Below are 20,361 nucleotides of genomic sequence, written 5' to 3' on the forward strand. Positions count from 1 at the left end.
TCGTCCAGCACGGAGTCCGCGAACGCGAGGTCCCATCGGGGGTCGGCCAGATCGAGCCGCCAGATCGTGACGTCCCCGGGGGACCGGACGGGTTCCGCACGGACGCCCTGCCGCTCGTGGACGAGCGCCATGGTCACACTCCGTTGCTCAGAGTCGGCTGACGCAGGCCCTGCGAAGCGCCTGGTGCGGTGGACGACGTCCCGAGGGTATGGGCGTTGTGGCCGAGAGATAACCGTGCGTCACCCCAAGGGAGGGGATCCCGTCAGCCGGCGGGTGTGTCCGTCGGGGTCCCCGGGTTCGGCAGGGTGGTCGTGGGCGCGTCGGTCTCCGTCGGATCGGTCGGGGTCGGGCTGTCGGTCGTCCCGCTCGTCGGCTCGGAGGTCGTGGACTCCTCCGTCGTCGTCGGCTCGTCGTCGGTCGTCTCCGGGGCGGGCGTCGTCGTCTCCTCCGCCGTCGTCGGCGCGGCGGGGGTCGTCGTCGGAGCCGGCTGCTGGTCGCTGACCCCGCTCGTGGTCGTCCCCGCGTCGGGCGTCTCCGGGCGGATGTTGAGCCAGAGCGTGCCGATCGCCAGGAACAGCACCCCGAGGACGACGGTGGACGTGCGGGCCCGGCCGAGGTGGGCGGGCAGCTTCGACCAGCGCGAGCGCGCCGGTGCGGTGCTGACCGTCGGCGTGACGGCCGGCTGCTCGCCGGTGGAGCCGCTCACCGCTCGCCCTCGCGTGCCAGGTCGCCCTCGACCACGGGGGTGTCGACCGCGGTCGGCGGCGGCACGTTCAGCCCCTGGTCGCGGAACGCGAGGACGACGCGGGCGCGCAGGTCGCGGCCGACCTCGAACTGCTTGCCCGGCAGGGTGCGCGCGACCATGCGCACGTTCACCTGCTCGAGGTCGAGGCTCTCGACGCCCATGACGCTGGGCGGGTCCAGCAGCAGCGGCCGCAGGCCCGGATCGCGGAAGGCCTCGCGGCCGACCTCGCGCAGGATCTCGTTGACCCGGTTGACGTCGACGCTGGTCGGGATCGGGACGTCGACGACAGCGCGGGCCCAGTCGCGCGACAGGTTCACGACCTTGGCGATGGCGCCGTTGGGCACCGTGATGACCTCGCCGTTGGACGAGCGCATCCGCGTGACCCGGAGGGTGACGTCCTCGACGGTTCCGGTGGCCGGCTCCCCGGCGCCGGTGACGGTGATCGAGACGACGTCGCCGAAGCCGTACTGCCGCTCGGTGATGATGAAGAACCCGGCGAGGACGTCGCCGACGATCCGCTGCGCACCGAAGCCGAGCCCGACGCCGAGGACGGTCGCCGGTGCCACCAGGCCCGTCACCGGGACGCCGAGCCGGTCGAGCACGAAGAACACGGCGATCGAGTAGATCAGCACGATCGCCGCCCAGGTCAGCACCTGGGTGAGGGAGTGCCGGTGCTTCGCGGCCTCCGAGCGCACGAGCACGTCGCCGCCGGTGGACTGGCTGTCGATCCGGTCGGTGATGCGGGAGCCGACCCAGGCCACGAACCGGGCCAGCAGCACCGAGCCGAGGACGATCAGGACGACTTCCAGCCCTCGGCCGGAGAGCCAGTCGCGCAGTTCGATCAGCGGGCCCATGTCACTCCACGTCGCGTCGTCATCGCGTCCACCGTAGGTCAGCGCGGTTCGACGAACAGTGACGCCGCCGACCGGCCGATCGGGCCGTCGGCATCGAACAGCACGCCGCTGCACAGGGCCGCGCCGGTGCCGCCGAGCACCGTCCGGGCGTCCACGCCGACCCACTCGCCGCGCGGCGGGCGGTGCAGCGACACCAGCAGGTCGACGTTGGCGAAGGTCGCGGTCGCCCAGTCCAGCTCCGCGGAGATCCCGCTGGCCGCGTCGGTCATGACGAGCAGGTGCTGCAGCGGCGTCATCGGCTCGCCGGCCACGAGCTCGCAGCGGGGTCGGGTCCACGCCGACGCCGGTCCGGGGGCGTTGAAGCTGCCGGTCGCGAACCGCCACTCCAGCGCTCGGTGGTAGGCGATGTCCTCCGTGAAGAACGCGGCGTCCTCGGGCTTGCTCTCCTCCGGTCCGGCGGCGGCCGGGTGCTGGAGATCCTCGGTGACCGGGGCGTCGCCGTGGGTGCGCATCCGCCAGGCGGAGAGTCGCATCAGCGGGCGGTCCTCGGCGCCGGAGAGGACGGTCTCGACCAGCTCGATGCGGCGACCCGGGCGGACGAGGGAGGTCCGGATCCGGACCGGGCCGACGGGCACGGGCGCGAAGATGTCGTAGGCCATCCGGACGGTCTGGCCGCCCTCGATGCCGCTGGCCTCCTCCGCCGCGCGCAGCAGGAGCGCGGCCGGCGGGCCGGCGTGCTGGAGGCCGGCGTCCCAGGGGCCGATGGTCAGCGCGGTGGCGAGGAAGCCGTCGTCCGTGGGTTCGTAGAGGGCGGGGGGCAGCTCCATGCCGTGCAGTCTGTCGGGCCGCTCAGGAGCCCGAGCGCCGGGTCTGCCACACCGCCGTCGCCGTCCAGGCGGCCGCCGCGACGGCGATCAGCGACCAGAGCCAGCGCAGCTCGGCGTCGGTCGAGAGCAGCAGGAGGACTGCGACGACGAGCACCGCCCCCGCCAGGGGCACGGTCGCCAGCAGCGTGCGCAGCGTGTCCGGCCCGGGGATCACCATGAACACGATCGCAGCGGTGACCAGCAGGAAGGCGCACAGCGCAGCGAGGGCCGCCGAGGTGATGCCGTACCGGTCCGGCAGCGCGATCGCGCCCATGCCGAACGCGACGATGCCGAGCGCCAGGAGGATCAGGGTCCGCCGGCGGCGATCGGACCACGGCGGCCGTTCCTCCACGGCTCCAGTGTGCGCGCGCACCCTGAGGTCGCCATGATCACCACTGGTCCACCGGGCCCTCCCGCTCCCGGAGGCCCCGCTGAACCAGAGCTGATCTTCAGGGGCTCGCGGGTCGGCCCACCTTCTGGGAAGCAGGGCCTTCGAAGCGCCGCCGGTCAACGAGTTCCCCGACGATGCGGTCAGCCGTTCTGCTCGCAGGCGGCCCGCAGCAGCGTGCGCACCTCGTCGTCGACGTCGTCCACGGTGGTGAGCCGCACGCGGTGGGTGGCCGAGCCGGGCGCCTTCGCGGCCTCGCGGACGGCGTCGAACACCGGCCGCAGCGCAGCCCGGGCACCGGTGTACTGCCCGTCGACGTACTGCTCGACGGTCGGCCGCACCCAGCCGGCGGCCCGGGCGACCTCGTCGGCGATGGCCCACTGGGTGTTCTGCCGCACACCGTGCACCTCGCGCAGCCACGTGCGGACGGCGTTCTGGTCGAGCGGGTCCACCCCCGCCGTGCCGACCAGCGCCACCCATCCGGCTATCGACCTGCCCGTTCGCTCGTCGATGGAGTCGGTGACCGCGCTCGTCATGTCGTCCGGGGATGGCACGGGCGTCACGTTGGCCCGCCGTCGGTACCGCGGAACTGTCTCCGGGGCTGCGTACGTTCGCGGGGTGACGGCGGTGCCGTCGGCGGGGCTGGGGGAGCACGGCATGGTTCGGGCGCACGAGTGGGACGTCTCGCGACGGTTGTCGCGGTCACCGGGCGGACGTCGTCCGCGGTGGGGTGCGCACCCGCCTGCTCCTGCGGTGCGCGTCGAGTGGCTGTCCACGGGGGTCCGCACCGTGGTCGCGGTGAGCGGGGACCTGGACGGCGTGACCACCCCGCAGCTGGAGGCCGTCGTCGCCGAGCAGCCGCTGGCCGGGTGCGCGGTGCTCGAGGTCGACCTGAGCGGCGTGCCGTCGATCGGCTCGACCGGGCTGTCGGTGCTCCTCGGCGTGCGGCGCTGGTGCCAGCAGCGGCGGATCGCGCTGCGGATCCGCGGCACGCAGCCGTCGGTCTGGCGCGCGTTCGAGGCCACCGGGCTCGACCGGGTGTTCGAGGCGCCGGCCGGCGCGGTGGAGACGCTGCCGGCACGCGAGGACCCCGTCCTCTTCTGAGCGCCGCCCCGTAGGTGGCTCGGCGCGGATAGGGGACTACGTTGCCGGAGTGCCCCGCGTCGCGCGTCCCTCCCTCGGCTACGCCCTGACCCTCGCGGCGGCGGGCTTCTTCGCCGTGAACGGGACCGTCTCCACCCTCGCGCTGGACGCCGGCATCGCGCCCACCCGGCTGACCGCGCTGCGCTGCACCGGGGCCGCGCTCGGGCTGCTGCTGGTGCTGGCGGTGGTGTCGCCCCGCCGGCTGCGGATCACCTGGCGCGAGGTGCCGTTCCTCGCCGTCTTCGGCGTCGTCGGTGTCGCACTCACCCAGTTCCTCTACTACGTGGCGATCGGCCGGATGCCGGTCGGCATCGCGCTGGTCTTCGAGATGACCGCCCCGGTCTTCATCGCGCTCTACGTCTGGCTGGTGCGACGCGAGACGGTGCGCAGCCGGCTGTGGGTGGCGCTCCTGCTCTCCCTGTCCGGCCTCCTCCTGGTCGCCGAGGTGTGGCAGGACGGCGGCTCGCTCGACGTCGTCGGCGTGGTCGCGGCGCTGATCGCGGCGCTGTGCCTGGCGACCTACTACCTGATGGGCGAGCGCGGCACGGTCACCCGCGACCCCGTGGCGCTCACCTGCTGGAGCTTCGTGGCGGCGGCCGTGTTCTGGTCCGTCGCCGCTCCGTGGTGGCAGTTCGACACCGCCGTGCTCGGCGAGCCGGTGGAGATGTCCCTCGGCGGCCTGGAGCTGCCGCTGTGGGTGCTGGTCGCCTGGATCGTCGTCCTCGGTGCGGTCGTGCCGTTCTGGCTGTCGATCGCGGCACTGCAGCACCTCGCCCCGACGGCGGCGGGTCTGGTGGCGACCGTCGAGCCGGTGTTCGCCTCGATCGTCGCCTGGCTGTGGCTCGAGCAGGTGCTCTCCGGCTGGCAGATCGCCGGCGGCACCGTCGTCCTCACCGGGATCGTGCTGGCGCAGACCGCCCGGGCGGCGCCGGTGCCGACGCCCCTCCCCGAGACGCCGGCACCGCTCGCCACCTGAGCCGGAGGTGCCGAAATGGCCATTTCGGCACCTCCGGGACGGATCACGTGACCTTCTGCGCCTCGGCGAGCCAGCCGGCGAGCTCGGTCATGTACTCGGCCTGGGCCACATAGTCCATGCCGAGGTACTTCCACGGGTGGAGCTGGCCGGACTCGACGGCGGGGAGCAGCGCGGCGGTCGGCTGGGCGGCGATCTCCTCGGGGCTCATGCTGAACCGCAGCGAGTAGAGGATCACGTCGCTCGGGTGGTTCGGCACCTCCTCCCAGCCCACGGAGTTCCAGAAGTAGCCGTCGCCACCCGGGTCGACGAAGTTCACGCCCAGGTCCTGGTAGAGGTGCAGGGACGGGTCGTCGGGCGCCTTGGCCATCCACCAGCCGTCGGCCTCGGTCGCGAAGACGGGCAGCACGCTGACGCCGCTCCCGGCCGCCTCGGTGAGCTCGGCCGACGCCGCCTCGTACTCCTCGCGCATCTGCGCCACCTCACCACCGTCCACGTCGACGCCGAGGGACGCGGCCAGCTCGACGGTCCGCTCGATGACCTCGTCGGCCGAGCCGCGCCAGGCGATGCCGACGATGGGCGCGATCTCCGCCACCTGCTCCTGTTGCTCGATCGACTCGAAGCCGTAGAGCGGCGCGGCGGGGTCGAGGGTGCCCTCGGAGTCGGTCGGGTAGACCGACGTCACGATGAGGTCGGGGTCGGCGGCGGCCAGGGCCTCGAGGTCGATCTGCCCGTAGCTCGTGCCGACGACCGCGACGCCCGAGAGGTCCTTGCCCTCGAAGGCGACGTCGTCCTCGATCGAGGTCTGGCCCCAGCTGGCGACCGGCGCGATGCCGTAGTTCCACAGCGAGGACAGGACGTCGTTGAGCCCGGCGACGCGGGTGGGCACCTCGTCCAGGGAGACGGTGGTGCCGAGGTCGTCGGTGAACTCCCAGCCGTCCGCGGCGGCGGGCTGGGTGCCGGTGGCGGCGTCCTCGCCGCAGGCGCTCAGGGGAACGGCCAAGCCGAACGCCAGGAGGCCGCCGGTCAGGCGTCGGGATGTGAGGTGCAACGGAACTCCTCGAGGTCTGGGATGCATGGTGATCCCGGTCGAGGGAAAGGTTAGCCTGTCCTAACTCTCCGGCCGACGAGGGTTGCGCTCAGCGCAGCCGGCGCACCGGCACCACCATCGGCGTCCCGGTGACCGGATCGGGCAGCACGCGCGCCTCCAGGTCGAAGACGTCGGCCAGCAGGGTCTCGGTGAGCACCTCCTCCGGCGTCCCCGACACGACGAGCTCGCCGTCCTTCATCGCCACCAGCCGCCGCGCGTAGCGCGCGGCGAGGTTGAGGTCGTGCAGCACCACGACGACGGTCCGGCCGCGCTCGGCGTGCAGCCGCCCGACCAGCTCGAGGACGTCGATCTGGTGCGAGAGGTCGAGGTAGGTCGTCGGCTCGTCGAGCAGCAGCAGGTCGGTGCCCTGGGCCAGCGCCATCGAGATCCACGCGCGCTGCCGCTGACCACCGGACAGCTCGTCCACCGGCCGGTCCGCCAGTCCCGCCATGTCGGTCCAGGTGAGCGCCTCGGTGACCACCGCCTCGTCGTCGCGGGACCACTGCCGCAGCCAGCTCTGGTGCGGGTGTCGGCCTCGGGCGACGAGGTCGGCGACGGTGAGCCCGTCGGGTGCGATCGGGGTCTGGGGGAGCAGGCCGAGCACCTTCGCGACCTCGCGGGTCGGTGTGCGCGCGATGGCGCGGCCGTCGAGCAGCACCTGCCCGCTCGCCGGCCGCATCAGCCGGCCGAGCGCCCGCAGCAGCGTGGACTTGCCGCAGCCGTTGGGGCCGACGATCGCGGTGAAGGAGCCCTCGGTCAGCTCCAGGTCCAGGTCGCGGACGACGACGGCCTCGTCGTAGGCGAGGGAGACGCGCTCGGCCGCGAGACGGACCGGTCCGTTCGGAAGGTTCACCAGCTGGGTCACAGGGTGGATCGCCGCCTTCCGCGGACGAGGAGCCAGAGCAGGTAGGGGGCCCCGAGGACGGCGGTGAGGATGCCGACCGGGAGTGCCTCCGGGAGGACGGTGCGGGTGACGAGGTCGGCGCCCACCACGAGCACGGCACCGAGCAGCCCCGAGGCCAGCAGCGGCGGCCGGCCGCCGCCGGTGAGCCGGACGGCGATCTGCGGGACGACGAGCGCGACGAAGGTGATCGGCCCGGCGGCGGAGACGGCGAAGGCGACGCAGCCGACGGCGACCAGCACGGTCGCGGCCTGGGCCGACTGCAGGCGGACGCCGAGCCCCCGGGCGGTGTCGTCGCCGAGCTGCAGGATCCGTAGCACCCGGCTCAGCGCCAGGGCCATCGGCAGCAGGACGGCGAGGGAGACGGCGAGCGGCAGGGCGTGGTTCCAGGTGCGGGCGTTGAGCGAGCCGGTGATCCACACGTAGGCCGACGCGGCGTCGTAGATCTCGGCGTCGGTGAGCAGCCAGTCGACGAGCGCCGTGCCGAAGGACCACAGGGCGATGCCGACCAGGACGAGGCGGTAGCCGTCGATGCCGGCGCGCCAGGTGAGCAGGAACAGGAGGGCGCCGGTGCCGAGCGCACCGAGCAGTGCGGCCAGCGGCACGCCCAGCCCGTTCACCGCTCCGCCGGTCAGCACGATCGCGGCGACGGCGCCCACGGAGGCGCCCATCGTGATGCCGAGGGTGTCGGGGGAGGCCAGCGGATTGCGGGCGAACGTCTGGAAGAGCGCGCCGGCGACCCCGAGCGCCACGCCGACGAGCAGCCCCACCGCGATCCGCGGCGCCCGCAGGTCCAGGACGATGAAGCTCTGCGCCCCCTCGCCGAGGCCGATCAGCGTGCGGAGGACGTCGACGATCCCGATGGGGAAGTCGCCGCGGCCCAGGCTCACCGCGGACAGCAGCACGAGGACGGCGGACGCGGCGGCCGGCACGACGAGGTGCCGCCAGCGCACGCGCCCCGACACCGGCCCGACCCGGAGGACCGTCACAGCGTCGCCGTCCGACGGCGGCGCACCAGCGCGATGAAGAACGGTGCGCCGATCAGTGCGAGGACGATCCCGACCTGCAGCTCCCCGGGGCGGGCGACCACCCGGCCGAGGACGTCGGCGACGAGCAGCAGGGCCGCGCCGGCGAGGCCCGAGCACGGGATCAGCCACCGGTGGTCGGGCCCGGTCACCGCCCGGACGGCGTGCGGCACGACCAGGCCGACGAAGGCGATCGGGCCGCAGGCGGCGGTGGCCGCACCGCAGAGCAGCGTGATGGCAGCGAGGCCGACCGCGCGGGCGAGCCAGATCCGCTGGCCGAGGCCGCGGGCGACGTCCTCACCCAGGCCCAGCAGGTTCAGCGCGGGGGAGTTGGCCAGGGCGAGCACGAGCCCGAGCAGGATGAACGGCCCGATCTGCCAGGCGACGTCCCCACCGCGGCCGGCCAGGGAGCCGACGACCCAGAACCGGAACGAGTCCAGCGTCTGCTGGTCGCTGACCAGGACGGCGCGGACGAGCGCGTAGAGCAGGGCGGACAGGGCGGCGCCGGCCAGGGCGAGGGTGACCGGGGTGGCGCCGCCGCGGCCGGCGGAGCCGATCGCGTACACGAGGACTGTGCCGGCCAGCGCACCGAGGAAGGCGAACCAGACGTAGCCCGACGGGCTGGGAATGCCGAGCAGGGCGATCGAGGTGACGACGGCGAGGCTCGCGCCGGCCGTCACCCCGAGCAGCCCGGGATCGCCCAGGGGATTGCGGGTGTGTCCCTGCATGAGGGCGCCGGAGACGCCGAGCGCGAGGCCGACGAGCAGGCCGAGCACCGTGCGCGGCACCCGGAGCTGGCGGACGATGACCGCTTCCTCGCTGGTCAGACCGCTGTCCAACAGTGCCTGCCAGACCTCGCCGGGACCGATCGAGCGGGTGCCGACGGCGATGCTCGCCAGGCAGGCCGCGGCCAGGACGACCACCAGCAGGAGGAGGCCGGCCAGCCGTCGCGACCGGGCCGTCCGCACCGGTGTGCCGCCCGGCGCCGGGGCCACGGTCGTGGCGGTCACGAGCAGCTCCCGGGGACGGACACGCGAAGGAAAGGAAGCCTTACCTTACCGACGCCCGTCTGCCGGTGGACCGGCCGCTCAGGCCGGGAGGACGGCCTCGATCGCGGCGCGCACCTCGGGCGCGTCCGGCAGGGTCGTGGGACGGAACCGGCCGACGACCTCGCCGCTCGGGCTGATCAGGAACTTCTCGAAGTTCCACAGGACGTCACCGGCGGTGCCGTCGGCGTCGGCCGCCGTGGTCAGCCGCTGGAAGAGCGGGTGCGCGCCGGGGCCGTTGACCTCGACCTTCTCCGTCATCGGGAAGGTGACGCCGTAGGTCGCGGAGCAGAACTCGGCGATCTCCTCCGCGGTGCCGGGTTCCTGGCCCTTGAACTGGTTGCACGGCACGCCGACGACGGTGAGCCCGCGGTCGCCGTACTCCTCCTGCAGTGCCTCGAGGGCGCCGTACTGCGGGGTGAGCCCGCACCTGCTCGCCACGTTGACCACCAGCGCGGCCTTCCCGCCGGTGAGGTGCCCCAGCGTTGTCGGCTCGCCCTGCAGCGTGGTCACGGACAGGTCGAGGAGGTCGCTCATGCCCCGGGCAGCGCCACGGGCGGGGCGTTCATTCCGCGGTGCCGTCACGCCAGGCCGCTGATGTCGTCCGGGACGTCGACGGCGTGCTGGCGCAGTGCCTCGATCGGCACGATCTCCAGGGCGCGGGCGTTGGTGGCGGCCAGGACGACGCCCGCTGCCGCGCCGGCCTGGTAGGCCTGCAGCCAGCGGACGGCGACGACGCACCACCGGTCGCCGGGCTTCAGGCCGGGGAAGCCGTACTCGGGCCGCGGCGTGGACAGGTCGTTGCCGAGGTCCCGCTGCATGACCAGGAAGTCTGCGGAGACGACCGCGCACACGGTGTGCGAGCCGAGATCCTCCGGGCCGCTGGTGCAGTGCCCGTCCCGGTAGAAACCGGTGACCGGGTCGATGCCGCACGTCTGGAGCGGCCCGCCCAGCACGTTGCGCTCGTCCGCGGGCTCGGGCTGCACGGGCGCTCCTGGACGGTCGGCGGACAGGCGTGGTCGGCGCGTGCCCAGGATGGCATGGTTCGGACGTGCCCGAGCAGCCCGACGTCCTCTGGCGGCCCACTCCGGAGAGCATCCGCGCAACCCGTGTCGCGGCCTTCGCCGCCTGGGTGACCGAGCGCCGGGGGGTCTCCTTCGGCGACCCGGTCGACTACGACACCCTGTGGCGCTGGTCGGTGGAGCACCTCGACCAGTTCTGGGCCGACATCGCCGAGTGGACCGGCGTGCTGCCGGGCGTCCCCGACGACCAGGTGCTGACCGACCGGTCCATGCCGGGCGCGGTCTGGTTCCCGGGGACGACGGTGAACTTCGCCGAGCAGGTGTTCCGCAACGTCACGGACGCGCACCCGGCATTGATCGTCGTCGCTGAGGACACCGCCCCGGTCGAGGTCTCCTGGACGACGCTGCGCGGGCAGGTCGGCGCCTTCGCCGCGACCCTGCGCCGGCTCGGCGTGCAGCCCGGCGACCGGGTGGCCGGCTACCTCCCCAACGTGCCCGAGGCCGTCGTCGCCTTCCTCGGCGCCGCGTCGATCGGCGCCGTCTGGTCCTCCTGCGCGCCGGACTTCGGCACCCGCGCCGTCCTCGACCGGTTCGCCCAGATCGAGCCCACGGTGCTGGTCGCCGTCGACGGCTACCGGTTCAACGGCAGGGACTACGACCGGCGGGACGTCGTCGCCGAGCTGCGGGCCGCATTGCCGACCGTCCGGACGACGGTCTCCGTCCCTCGGCTGTTCCCCGACGAGCTGCCCGACGGGGCGCTGGCGTGGGCCGAGGCGGTCGCCGACGAGCAGCAGCCGGAGTTCGCGGAGCTGCCCTTCGACCACCCGCTCTGGATCGTCTACTCGTCGGGGACGACGGGGTTGCCGAAGGGGATCGTGCACGGGCACGGCGGGGTCGTGCTCGAGCAGCGCAAGCAGGCGGCGCTGCACATGGACGTCGGCGTCGGTGACCGCTTCTTCTGGTACGCCTCGACCGCCTGGATCATGTGGAACATCGCCACGTCGGCGCTGCTGACCGGGGCGACGGTGGTGGTGTACGACGGCGCGCCCACCTATCCGTCGGTCGACGTCCAGTTCGAGCTCGCCGCGCGCACGGGCATGACGTTCCTCGGCACGAGCCCGGGCTACCTCGGGGCGTGCGAGAAGGCCGGTGAGCGGCCGGGTGAGCGGCACGACCTGTCGGCCATCCGCTTGATCGGCGTGACCGGGTCGCCGCTGCCGTCCTCCACCTTCCGCTGGGTCTACGACGCCGTGCGGGACGACGTCTTCCTGGGCTCGCTGTCCGGCGGCACCGACGTCGCGACCGGGTTCATCGGCAGCGCACCGCTGCTGCCGGTCACCGTCGGTGAGTTGCAACGGCCGATGCTCGCCGTCGCCGCCGCGGCGTGGGACGAGGACGGCCGGCCGGTGGTCGGCGAGCTGGGCGAGCTGGTCGTCACCGAGCCGATGCCGTCGATGCCGCTGTACTTCTGGAACGACCCCGACGGCACGCGCTACCGCGAGTCGTACTTCGAGCCGTGGCCCGGCGTCTGGCGGCACGGCGACTGGCTGGAGATCACCGAGCGCGGGACCTGCGTCATCACCGGCCGCTCGGACTCGACGCTCAACCGTGGCGGCGTCCGGATGGGGACGGCGGACATCTACGCCGCCGTCGAGTCGATCCCCGCCGTCCTCGACTCCGTCGTCCTCGGCGTCGAGCTGCCCGACGGCGGCTACTGGATGCCGCTGTTCGTGCAGCTGGCGCCGGGCGAGGAGCTGACCGACGACCTCCAGGCGCGGCTGAAGAAGGCGATCCGCGAGCAGGCGTCGCCCCGGCACGTGCCCGACGAGATCATCGCCGTCCCCGGTGTGCCGCACACCCGCACCGGCAAGCGGCTGGAGGTGCCCCTCAAGCGGCTGTTCCAGGGCATCGACCCAGCGAAGGCGGTCAACACCGGCGCGGTGGACGACGCGTCGCTGGTCGAGCACTACGTCCGGCTGGCCAAGGACCGCGGCGTCTAGGCCAGTCGGCGTGATCATGCTCACCTGGGTGGATGACGGCGACGTGCGGGGGGCACCCCCGGCGCCCAAGGTGTACGTGATCATCCCCGCCAGCCGAGGAGACAGCCGACGATGACGTCGACCGAGAACGAGACCTGGCAGCCCGAGCCGCCGGTACTGCTGCCCCCGTGGCACACGCCCGAGCGCGAGGAACTGCAGCTGCAGGCCCGCCGGTTCGCGATGGACGAGGTGCTGCCGGTCGCCAACGAGCTGGACCCGCAGAAGGGCGAGATCCCGGCGTCGCTGCTGGACCGACTGGCCGACCTCGGCTACTTCGGCATCACCGTCCCGAAGGAGAACGGCGGCCTCGGGCTGGGTGTCTTCGAGTACTGCACGGTGTCCGAGGAGCTGGCCCGCGCGTGGATGTCGACGGCCAGCATCCTGGCCCGGTCCCAGGGTCTCGGGACGGCGGTCGCCGACGACGAGCGCCGGGCCGAGCTGATGGCCCGCAGCGCGCGCGGCGAGTGGATCGGCGCCATCGCCCTCTCCGAGCCCGACGCCGGCTCGGACCTGGCCGGCGTCTCGACCCGCGCCGTCCTCGACGGCGACGAGTGGGTGGTGACCGGGCGCAAGCGCTGGTGCGGCAACGCCAAGGCCGCGGACTTCATCCAGGTGCTGGTGCGCGAGCGCGACCCCGAGGAAGGCGAGTCACGGTCGAAGGGCCTGGTCAACCTGCTGGTCGAGAAGAAGCGCGGCGAGTTCCCCGAGGGGATGTCCGGCTACCCGATCGACAAGGTCGGCTACCACGGCTTCCTCACCTGGGACCTCACCCTCGACGGCGTCCGGGTTCCGAAGGGCAACGTCATCGACGAGGCGGCCGCCAGCGACGAGGAGGGCGACGCCGCGAAGCGGGCGGGCTTCGCCGAGGCGCAGAAGTTCCTGAACACCGCCCGCGTGCACACCGCCGCGCGCGCCGTCGGCCTGGCCCGGGCGGCGCTCGAGGACTCGATCCTCTACCTGCAGGAGCGCGAGCAGTTCGGCCATCCGATCGGCGACTTCCAGGCGCTGCGGTTCGCCGTCGCAGAGATGGCTGCGCAGATCGAGCAGTGCCGCGCCTTCTACCGCCAAGTGGCGCACCTGCTCGACCTCGGCGTCCCGTGCGAGAAGGAGGCGTCGATGGTCAAGCTCGAGGCCACCGAGATGTCGGTGCGGGTGACCAACCAGCCGGTGGTGGTGAGCGCGAGGCCGAGATGGGTGAAGGTCTCGATCAGCAGCCCGACCCGCATGATCGTCGCCAGGCTGGCGTGCCGCTCGAGCCAGCCGTAACCGGAGGTGCCGACGATGCCGCCCAGCGCACCGATGGTCGAGAGGAGACCGAAGCCGACGGCGCCGAGGTCCAGGACGTCGGTCGCGTAGAGGACCAGCACCGACCACGCGGCGCCGTACGTGACGTTGAACGTGACGATCGTGAGGGTCAGGGTGCGCACCGCGCGGTTGCCCCACGTCCATCGGAAGCCTTCGGCGATGTCACGGCCGATGTGGGTGCGGGTCTCGGGCCGCGTCAGGGGAGGGACGGCCATCCGGGAGACGAGGACGGCGCCGAGCGCGATGCAGACCGCCTGCGCGAAGAAGGGCCACGCTGCCCCTGCCGCGAAGAGCAGGGCGCCGAGCGACGGCCCGACCAGCTCGTTCAGCGTGATGCCACCCACCATGAGCCGGGCGTTGCCGATGCCGAGATCGGCCTTGGGCACCACCATGGGCAGCAGGGTGCCCGAGGTCGTGTCGACGAAGACCTCGGCCGTGCCGAGCACGAACATGGTCACGAGGACGACGGTGACGTTCACCCGGCCCGTGACCAGCGCGACGGTGAGGACGGCGAGCACCGCGGCACGCGCCAGGTTGACGGTCACCACGAGCAGCCGCCGGTCGATGCGGTCGGCGAGCGCGCCGGCGTACAGCCCGAACAGCAGCCAGGGGAGCCGCTGGAGGAGGCCCGCCAGGGCGACGAGGAGCGGATCGGAGGTCTGCGAGGCGATCAGCAGCGGCCCGGCGGCGATCTCGAGCCCGTCGCCGAGGTTGCTGGTCCACGTCGATCCGACCAGCCACCGGAACGGCTTTCCCATGCGGGCCGGGAAGACCGCCTCGACCACGCGCCGCACGACGGAGAACCTAGGCGACCGAGCGGTCTCGTAGGTCGAGGACGCGGGCCTCCCACGGGCGCAGGGTGGGACCGGGGTCGGGGAGGTTGCCGAGCACCAGCGGAGCGCCGACGGCCTGGGGGAGCAGGTCGCTCAGGTCGCAGGATCGCCGGCTCACGTTGCAGACGACCAGCAGGGTCTCGCCGTCCAGGCTGCGGGTGAAGGCGTAGACGTCGTCGTGGTCGGGCAGCAGCATCGCGAAGTCGCCGAGGGCGACCACCGGGTTCTCGTGCCGCAGCGCGATCAGCCGCCGGTAGTGGGCGAGCACCGACGACGGGTCGTCGCGCTGCGCGGCCGCGTTCCACTCGACGTGGTCGGGGTTCACCGGCAGCCACGGCGTCCCGGTGGTGAAGCCCGCGGACGGCGAGGCGTCCCACTGCACCGGGGTGCGGGCGTTGTCCCGGCTCATCCGACGCATGGCGGCGAGCACGGCTGCCGGGTCCTCGCCCACGACCATCGCCGCCCCGAAGTGGTTGACCGACTCGACGTCCCGGAAGTCGTCCACGGAGGCGAACGGGAAGTTCGCCATCCCGATCTCCTGGCCCTGGTAGACGTACGGCGTCCCGCGGTGCAGGTGCAGCAGGGTCGCCAGGCAGGTCGCCGAGTCGCGGCGGAACTCCGGGCTGTCGTCGCCGAAGCGGGAGACCGCCCGGGGCTGGTCGTGGTTGTCCCAGTAGAGGGAGTTCCAGCCGACGTCGGCGAGGCCGGTCTGCCACCGGCCGAACGACGCCTTGAGGTCGCGCATCCGCAGCGGCACCGGCCGCCACTTGCTGCCCTGGTGGTCCAGGCCCACGTGCTCGAACTGGAAGACCATGTCCACCTCGGCGCGCACCGGGTCGGTGAACAGCCGCGCTTGCTCGATCGTGACCCCGGGCATCTCGCCGACGGTCAGGAACGTGCCGTCCCGCCCGGCGAAGACCTCCCGGTGCATCTCCTGGAGGAACTCGTGGATCCGCGGCCCGCACAGGTAGGACGCCGACCCGTCGCCCAGCGACGACCCCGGGAGCGGTGGCCCGTCGTGCAGGTGACCGTCCTCGGCGACGTCCTTGGAGATCATGTTGATCACGTCCATGCGGAAGCCGTCGACCCCGCGGTCGAGCCACCACCGCATCATCGCGTAGACGGCCTCGCGCACCTCGGGGTTCTCCCAGTTCAGGTCGGGCTGCCTGCGGTCGAACAGGTGCAGGTAGTACTCGCCGGTGGCCGCGTCGTACTCCCAGACAGGGCCGGAGAAGAACGACTGCCAGTTCGTCGGCTCGGCCCCGGGGTCCCCGCCCGCGAAGCCGCCCCGCGGCGGCCGCCACCAGTACCAGTCGCGCTTGGGCGAGGTCCGGGACGCTCTGCTCTCCTCGAACCACGGGTGCTCGTCGCTGGTGTGGTTGACCACCAGGTCCATGACCAGCCGCATCCCGCGGGCGTGCAGCGCCGCGATCAGCTCGTCGAGCTGCTCCAGCGTGCCGAACAGCGGATCGATGCCCTGGTAGTCGCTGATGTCGTAGCCGTTGTCGGCCTGCGGCGACGGGTACACCGGCGACAGCCACAGGACGTCGACGCCGAGGTCGGTGAGGTGGTCGAGGCGCTGGAGGACGCCGCCGAGGTCACCGATGCCGTCGCCGTCGGAGTCCTGGAACGAGCGCGGGTAGACCTGGTAGGCCACGGCGCTCGCCCACCAGGGCGCCTCCATCAGGACGGGAACGTGTGGTGCACGGCCTCGACGTTGTTGCCGTCGGGATCGCGGACGAAGACCGCGTAGTAGCCCGGGTGGTACTCCGGCCAGATCCTCGGCTCGTGCAGGACCTCCGCGCCGGTGGCCCGCGCCTCGGTGAACGCCGCGTCCACGGCCTCCCGGGTCGGCGCCTGGATCGCCAGGTGCACCGGCCGTACGCCGGTGTCGACGGCGGAGCCGAGCCACAGCCGGGGGAAGCTGTCGGCGCCGCACAGCCCCACGACGGCGCCGCCCGGGCTCTCGTGCCGCATCAGTTCGCGGACCCCGCACGCGGCGAAGACCCGCGTGTAGAAGCCGGCCGAGGCATCGACGTCGTCGCACTGCAGTGACAGGTGGTCGAGCATGTCGCGACCGTAGCGACGGGGTGCGACCGGCGCCGGTCGGACTCGTCTGCGCACCGGTGCTTGGATGGGCCCGGCGTCCGGGAGAGCCCCGGCGCAGGAGGGAGAACCGTGGCCGAGCTGAGCCGACCGGACGTCGAGCCCCCGACGGGGCCCGCCCCGGACGACCTCGTGATCGAGGACCTCGTCGTCGGCGACGGACCCGAGGCGACCGCGGGGAGCCTGGTCAGCGCCCACTACGTGGGGGTCACCCACGACGGCGGCGAGCAGTTCGACGCGTCCTGGGACCGCGGCGACCCGCTGGAGTTCCGCCTCGGTGTGGGCATGGTCATCCAGGGGTGGGACGAGGGCATCGCCGGCATGAAGGTCGGCGGCCGCCGCCGGCTGACGATCCCGTCGCGCAAGGCGTACGGCGACCGCGGAGCCGGCGGCGTCATCAAGCCCGGGGCGACGCTGGTCTTCGTGGTGGACCTCGTCGGCGTCCGGTGACCGGTCCGCCCGGAATGGTTGAGCGGGCAAGCAAGTTGACACGGGCATGCGCGTAGAGGTCTGGTCCGACGTCGTCTGTCCGTGGTGCTACATCGGCAAGCGCCGGCTGGAGGCCGCCCTGGAGCGGTTCCCGCACCGCGACCAGGTCGAGGTCGTCTGGCGGTCCTTCCAGCTCGACCCCTCCGTGCCCGAGGGCGAGACCCACGCGACCCTGCCGGCGCTCGCCGCGAAGTACGGCACCAGCGTCGAGGCGATGCGCGCGAACATGGCGCGGGTCGAGGAGGTCGCCGCCCGTGCGGGCCTGGAGTACCACCTGGCCGACGGTGTCAGCGGCAACACGCTGCTCGCCCACCAGGCCCTCCACCTGGCCGCCGAGCGCGACAGGGGCGGCGAGCTCAAGGAGCGTCTGCTGCACGCCCACTTCGAGGAGGGGCGCTCCGTCTTCGACGTCGACTCGCTCGCCGAGCTGGCCGCCGAGGTGGGTCTCGACCAGGCCGAGGTCCGCGACGCACTGGCCGACCGGCGCTACCTGGCCGCCGTCCACGCCGACGCCGCCACCGCGCAGGCCCTGGGCGCCACCGGCGTCCCGTTCTTCGTCGTCGACCGCAAGTACGGCGCCGCCGGTGCCCAGCCGGCCGAGCTGCTGCTGAACATCCTCGAGCGCGCGTGGTCCGATGCCCACCCGCTCGTCACGGTGCCGGCCGCCGACGGCTGCGACGACGACAGCTGCAACGTCTAGGGAAGGACCCGCTCACGTGAGCAGGCGAGACGCGGCCCGCAGCGCCTTCTCGGCCCCGGCGTCCAGCTCCCGGACGACGTCGGTCGCCGACCGCTCCGTCGTCACCAGGCCCACGGCCTCGCCGGCGTAGAGCGGTGCCGTCGCCGGATCGCCGGTGCGCCGTCCCTCGACCACGAGCCGCCGCGCGTCGTCGTCCTCCACCAGTTCGTCCTCCCGGCCGTGCCACACACGGGAGAACTCGTTGACCAGCGCCCGGCCCGGCCACCGCTCGGGCCAGGCGATGCCCTCGGCGACGTCGAAGGCGCGGGTCAGCACCGTCTCGTCCCCGGTCGCCTCGCGCACCCGCTCGCGGGCGGCGGCGGAGTTGAGTCCCTCGGTGCAGGACAGGAACGCCGTCCCCACCCACACGCCGGCCGCACCGGCCACGAGCGCGCCTGCCATGGCGGCACCCGTGGCGATGCCGCCGGCGGCCACGACCGGCCGGTCGGTGAGGGCCAGGACCTCCTGCAGGAGCGGTAGCAGCGTGCGCTGCCCGGTGTGCCCGCCGGCCTCAGTGCCCTGGGCGACGAGCACGTCGACGCCCGCCTCCAGCGCGCGGTGGGCGTCGGCGAGCGTGTTGACCTGCGACGCGACCGCGATCCCCGCGTCGTGCAGCGGACCGACGTAGGGTGCGGGATCGCCGAAGGACATCGACACCAGGCTCGGCTGCGCGGCGATCGTCACCTCGAGCAGATCGGGCCGGTCGTCGAGGGCCCAGATCATCAGCCCGACCCCGAACGGGACCTCCGAGGCCGCCGGTACGGCGCACTGGTCGGTCACGAACCCGGCGCTGTGCCGACCGCTGACGCCGATCATCCCGAGTCCCCCGCCGAGGGAGACCGCGCGGGCGAGTTCGCCGCCGGACACACCGGCCATCGGTGCACCGATGACCGGCGTCGTCAGGTCGAACCAGCGGGTCAGCGGAGTCTTGATCACGCAGCCATGGTGCCGCAGCCGAGCGACTCCGGCGGTTCAGCGAACTGCGCCACCGGTGACGTCGCCCCCGCCGGCCTCGTCGGCCTCGGTCGCACTGGTCGCCAGTTCGTCCTCGCCGGTCGACTCGGGGTCGTCGGCGCCGGAAGCGAGGTCGGCGCCCTCGCCCGAGGCCCCTGGGTCGGCCTGCAGGGTGCGCGGGTCGTTGAGCGGGTCGGGCACGTCGGGATCGGTGACGGTCATGCTCCTCCGCTTGCCCCGGCGCGCACGGGCCGAACCCTGGCGCATGCGTAACGCATGTGTTACGCATTGCGTGTGGAGGCGCTGGCGGCACTGGCCGATCCGACCCGACGCGAGCTGCTGGCCCTGCTGGCCGGCGGCGAGCGCGCGGCAGGCGACCTCGCCGACCGCTTTCCGGTGAGCCGCCCGGCCATCAGCCGGCACCTCCGGGTCCTGCGGGAGGCCGGTCTGGTGCGCTCTCGGACCGACGGACGGCGGCGGCTCTACGCGCTCGACCCGCGTCCCCTGCGGGAGCTCGACGACTGGCTGGAGCCCTACCGCGACCTGTGGGCCCAGCGGCTGGACGCACTGGACACCGAGATCGCCCGCGGCCGGCGGGCACGGACGAGCGGAGCAGGCGCATGACCGAGCACCTCGGCACCCGGCGGGGCACCGTGACCAGGGAGGACGACGGGCGGCAGCGCCTGGAGTTCCGGCGGTCCTGGCCGGATCCGATCGAGGACGTGTGGTCGGCGCTCACCGAACCCCACCGCCTCGCTCGCTGGATCGGGAGGTACGAGGGGGAGCGCCGGGCGGGGGGCACGGGCACCTTCGTCATGACGCAGGAGGAGGGCGAGCACGCCGGCGATCCCACGACCATCCTGGAGTGCGATCCGCCGCGGCGGCTGGTGGTCGAGTGGGTGCAGCAGGAGACCGAGAACTGGCGGGTGGCCCTCGACCTGTGGAGCGAGGACGGCCGGACCTGGCTCAGCTTCGTGCAGGTCTTCCCGGCCGAGGCCGACGTCGCGGACATGGCGATGGGCTGGCACTGGTACCTGGACAAGCTCGACTCGGTACTCGGCGGACGCCCCGCCCCGGCGGAGTGGGACGCGTTCGTCGCCGAGGTGGGCCCGGGCTACGGCCGGTCACCGTCCTGAGGTCAGGGCCGCGCCAGCACCGCCATCGCGACCGAACCGGCCAGCCCGACCACCACGATCGGGGTCTCCAGCGGGTCGAAGCCCGACGGCGTCAGCAACTTCCGGTTGAAGCGCTCGACCAGGTAGCCACCGATCATCGTCGTCCCGAGGAGCCGGAGCATCGTGCGGGCTCGTTCGTCCGGCCCGGCGGCCAGCCGTACCAGGGCGTAGAGCTGCGAGCCCGTCATGTAGACGGGCGCGCTGTACGACGCGCCGAACCAGAGCGAGTCGCGCGCCACGTGGTCCGGGCTGCCGTGCATGAACGGGACGTCGTAGGGACGGCGCCGGCGCAGGGCGACCACCTGACCGACCAGACCGGCAGCCAACTGGACGGCGGAGACGGCGACCAGCGCCCGGCGATTCGCCATAGCGCCGCACCGTAGGACGCCCGACCCTCGTGTGGGCCCTTTCTCAGGCCGGCTGGTCGACCTGCACGGGGTCGGGGCCGGTCCACGGGCCCAGTCGGCCGAGCACCCGGTCCCGCGCCTGGATGCGCGCGCCGGCCTGTACCGGGTAGACCGCGTAGTCCTCGGTCAGGTCCCGCGCGGCGTGCACCGCGAAGTTGGGGTCGTCCTGGGCCTGGCGGCCCACGGCCACGAGGTCGGCGGCGCCGCCGGCGATGACAGCCTCCGCCTGTCGCGCGTCGACGATCATGCCCACCGCCATGG

24 protein-coding genes and 2 pseudogenes are annotated in these 20,361 nt (G+C 73.1%); 8 read left to right on the forward strand and 18 right to left on the reverse strand.

Translation table 11 applies throughout. From position 1 onward, the window contains the following. Positions 1-262 precede the first annotated feature (262 nt). From E4P40_RS18145 to E4P40_RS18165, 5 genes are all read right to left on the reverse strand, one after another. Positions 263-706 (reverse strand): hypothetical protein, encoded by a 444-nt coding sequence (locus E4P40_RS18145; protein WP_135159916.1) that lies wholly within the window; start codon positions 704-706, stop codon positions 263-265. Then, complete coding sequence (locus tag E4P40_RS18150) at positions 703-1,599, reverse strand: mechanosensitive ion channel family protein (protein WP_135159917.1); 897 nt, start codon at positions 1,597-1,599, stop codon at positions 703-705. The genes E4P40_RS18145 and E4P40_RS18150 overlap by 4 nt, the downstream gene beginning before the upstream one ends. A 38-nt stretch (positions 1,600-1,637) precedes the next feature. Continuing rightward, positions 1,638-2,426, reverse strand: coding sequence for a thioesterase family protein (locus tag E4P40_RS18155; protein ID WP_135159918.1), 789 nt, complete (start codon positions 2,424-2,426; stop codon positions 1,638-1,640). Between the two features lie 22 nt (positions 2,427-2,448). Next, positions 2,449-2,817, reverse strand: a complete 369-nt coding sequence (locus tag E4P40_RS18160) for a hypothetical protein (RefSeq protein ID WP_135159919.1) — start codon at positions 2,815-2,817, stop codon at positions 2,449-2,451. 179 nt (positions 2,818-2,996) lie between these two features. After that, positions 2,997-3,407 carry a hypothetical protein gene (locus E4P40_RS18165; RefSeq protein ID WP_209305397.1) on the reverse strand — a complete coding sequence of 137 codons (411 nt, stop codon included), beginning with the start codon at positions 3,405-3,407 and terminating at the stop codon, positions 2,997-2,999. Between the two features lie 64 nt (positions 3,408-3,471). Here E4P40_RS18165 and E4P40_RS18170 point away from each other — a divergent pair, with 64 nt between their 5' ends. Then, the gene (locus tag E4P40_RS18170) at positions 3,472-3,957 is read left to right on the forward strand and encodes an STAS domain-containing protein (protein WP_167762284.1); all 486 of its coding nucleotides are present in this window, start codon (positions 3,472-3,474) and stop codon (positions 3,955-3,957) included. 49 nt (positions 3,958-4,006) lie between these two features. Continuing rightward, positions 4,007-4,972, forward strand: a complete 966-nt coding sequence (locus E4P40_RS18175) for an EamA family transporter (protein ID WP_135159922.1) — start codon at positions 4,007-4,009, stop codon at positions 4,970-4,972. Between the two features lie 43 nt (positions 4,973-5,015). Here the strand turns inward: E4P40_RS18175 and E4P40_RS18180 are convergent, their stop codons facing one another. The 6 genes from E4P40_RS18180 to E4P40_RS18205 all read right to left on the reverse strand — a co-directional run bounded on the left by E4P40_RS18180 (position 5,016) and on the right by E4P40_RS18205 (position 10,017). After that, a complete protein-coding gene (locus tag E4P40_RS18180; RefSeq protein ID WP_209305398.1) occupies positions 5,016-6,020 on the reverse strand; it encodes an ABC transporter substrate-binding protein in 1,005 nt (334 codons plus the stop codon). A gap of 88 nt (positions 6,021-6,108) precedes the next feature. Continuing rightward, positions 6,109-6,924 (reverse strand): ABC transporter ATP-binding protein, encoded by an 816-nt coding sequence (locus tag E4P40_RS18185; RefSeq protein WP_245160420.1) that lies wholly within the window; start codon positions 6,922-6,924, stop codon positions 6,109-6,111. After that, positions 6,921-7,949 (reverse strand): iron chelate uptake ABC transporter family permease subunit, encoded by a 1,029-nt coding sequence (locus tag E4P40_RS18190; RefSeq protein WP_135159924.1) that lies wholly within the window; start codon positions 7,947-7,949, stop codon positions 6,921-6,923. Before E4P40_RS18190 ends, E4P40_RS18185 begins: the two co-directional genes overlap by 4 nt. Then, complete coding sequence (locus E4P40_RS18195; RefSeq protein ID WP_245160421.1) at positions 7,946-8,995, reverse strand: iron ABC transporter permease; 1,050 nt, start codon at positions 8,993-8,995, stop codon at positions 7,946-7,948. Before E4P40_RS18195 ends, E4P40_RS18190 begins: the two co-directional genes overlap by 4 nt. A gap of 78 nt (positions 8,996-9,073) precedes the next feature. Continuing rightward, positions 9,074-9,568 (reverse strand): glutathione peroxidase, encoded by a 495-nt coding sequence (locus E4P40_RS18200; protein ID WP_135159926.1) that lies wholly within the window; start codon positions 9,566-9,568, stop codon positions 9,074-9,076. Between the two features lie 44 nt (positions 9,569-9,612). Further along, on the reverse strand, positions 9,613-10,017 hold the full coding sequence (locus E4P40_RS18205; protein ID WP_135159927.1) for a DUF2237 domain-containing protein: 405 nt from the start codon (positions 10,015-10,017) through the stop codon (positions 9,613-9,615). A 65-nt stretch (positions 10,018-10,082) separates the two neighbouring features. Here E4P40_RS18205 and E4P40_RS18210 point away from each other — a divergent pair, with 65 nt between their 5' ends. Continuing rightward, positions 10,083-12,053: an acetoacetate--CoA ligase gene (locus E4P40_RS18210; protein WP_135159928.1), complete on the forward strand. Its 1,971-nt coding sequence runs from the start codon at positions 10,083-10,085 to the stop codon at positions 12,051-12,053. A gap of 111 nt (positions 12,054-12,164) precedes the next feature. Beyond that, a complete protein-coding gene (locus tag E4P40_RS18215; RefSeq protein WP_135159929.1) occupies positions 12,165-13,358 on the forward strand; it encodes an acyl-CoA dehydrogenase family protein in 1,194 nt (397 codons plus the stop codon). Here E4P40_RS18215 and E4P40_RS29050 read toward each other — a convergent pair. The 3 genes and pseudogenes from E4P40_RS29050 to E4P40_RS18230 all read right to left on the reverse strand — a co-directional run. Beyond that, positions 13,307-14,155: pseudogene (locus E4P40_RS29050) on the reverse strand (MFS transporter); the annotation flags it as partial. The gene E4P40_RS18215 and the pseudogene E4P40_RS29050 overlap by 52 nt on opposite strands. Before the next feature lie 46 nt (positions 14,156-14,201). After that, a complete protein-coding gene (locus E4P40_RS18225; RefSeq protein ID WP_135159930.1) occupies positions 14,202-15,914 on the reverse strand; it encodes an alpha-glucosidase in 1,713 nt (570 codons plus the stop codon). Beyond that, positions 15,914-16,300 carry a VOC family protein gene (locus E4P40_RS18230; protein ID WP_135159931.1) on the reverse strand — a complete coding sequence of 129 codons (387 nt, stop codon included), beginning with the start codon at positions 16,298-16,300 and terminating at the stop codon, positions 15,914-15,916. The genes E4P40_RS18225 and E4P40_RS18230 overlap by 1 nt, the downstream gene beginning before the upstream one ends. A 108-nt stretch (positions 16,301-16,408) precedes the next feature. Between E4P40_RS18230 and E4P40_RS18235 the strand changes: the two genes are divergently transcribed. Together E4P40_RS18235 and E4P40_RS18240 are read left to right on the forward strand one after the other, a co-directional pair. Beyond that, on the forward strand, positions 16,409-16,786 hold the full coding sequence (locus E4P40_RS18235; protein WP_135159932.1) for an FKBP-type peptidyl-prolyl cis-trans isomerase: 378 nt from the start codon (positions 16,409-16,411) through the stop codon (positions 16,784-16,786). A 46-nt stretch (positions 16,787-16,832) separates the two neighbouring features. Continuing rightward, complete coding sequence (locus E4P40_RS18240) at positions 16,833-17,525, forward strand: DsbA family oxidoreductase (protein ID WP_135159933.1); 693 nt, start codon at positions 16,833-16,835, stop codon at positions 17,523-17,525. 12 nt (positions 17,526-17,537) lie between these two features. Here the strand turns inward: E4P40_RS18240 and E4P40_RS18245 are convergent, their stop codons facing one another. Continuing rightward, positions 17,538-18,500, reverse strand: coding sequence for a nitronate monooxygenase (locus E4P40_RS18245; protein WP_135159934.1), 963 nt, complete (start codon positions 18,498-18,500; stop codon positions 17,538-17,540). Between the two features lie 36 nt (positions 18,501-18,536). Continuing rightward, entirely contained in the window at positions 18,537-18,740 is a 204-nt protein-coding gene (locus E4P40_RS18250) for a hypothetical protein (protein WP_135159935.1), read from the reverse strand. A gap of 72 nt (positions 18,741-18,812) precedes the next feature. On the opposite strand from E4P40_RS18250, the gene E4P40_RS18255 reads away from it, so the two are divergent. Beyond that, a complete protein-coding gene (locus tag E4P40_RS18255) occupies positions 18,813-19,142 on the forward strand; it encodes a metalloregulator ArsR/SmtB family transcription factor (protein ID WP_209305400.1) in 330 nt (109 codons plus the stop codon). After that, positions 19,139-19,654, forward strand: coding sequence for an SRPBCC family protein (locus E4P40_RS18260; protein WP_135159937.1), 516 nt, complete (start codon positions 19,139-19,141; stop codon positions 19,652-19,654). Before E4P40_RS18255 ends, E4P40_RS18260 begins: the two co-directional genes overlap by 4 nt. Before the next feature lie 2 nt (positions 19,655-19,656). On the opposite strand, the gene E4P40_RS18265 is transcribed toward E4P40_RS18260, so the two are convergent. After that, the gene (locus tag E4P40_RS18265) at positions 19,657-20,061 is read right to left on the reverse strand and encodes a hypothetical protein (RefSeq protein ID WP_135159938.1); all 405 of its coding nucleotides are present in this window, start codon (positions 20,059-20,061) and stop codon (positions 19,657-19,659) included. Between the two features lie 43 nt (positions 20,062-20,104). Then, positions 20,105-20,361, reverse strand: a pseudogene (locus E4P40_RS18270) (NADH:flavin oxidoreductase/NADH oxidase); the annotation flags it as partial.

It is taken from the genome of Blastococcus sp. CT_GayMR20, assembly GCF_004570345.1.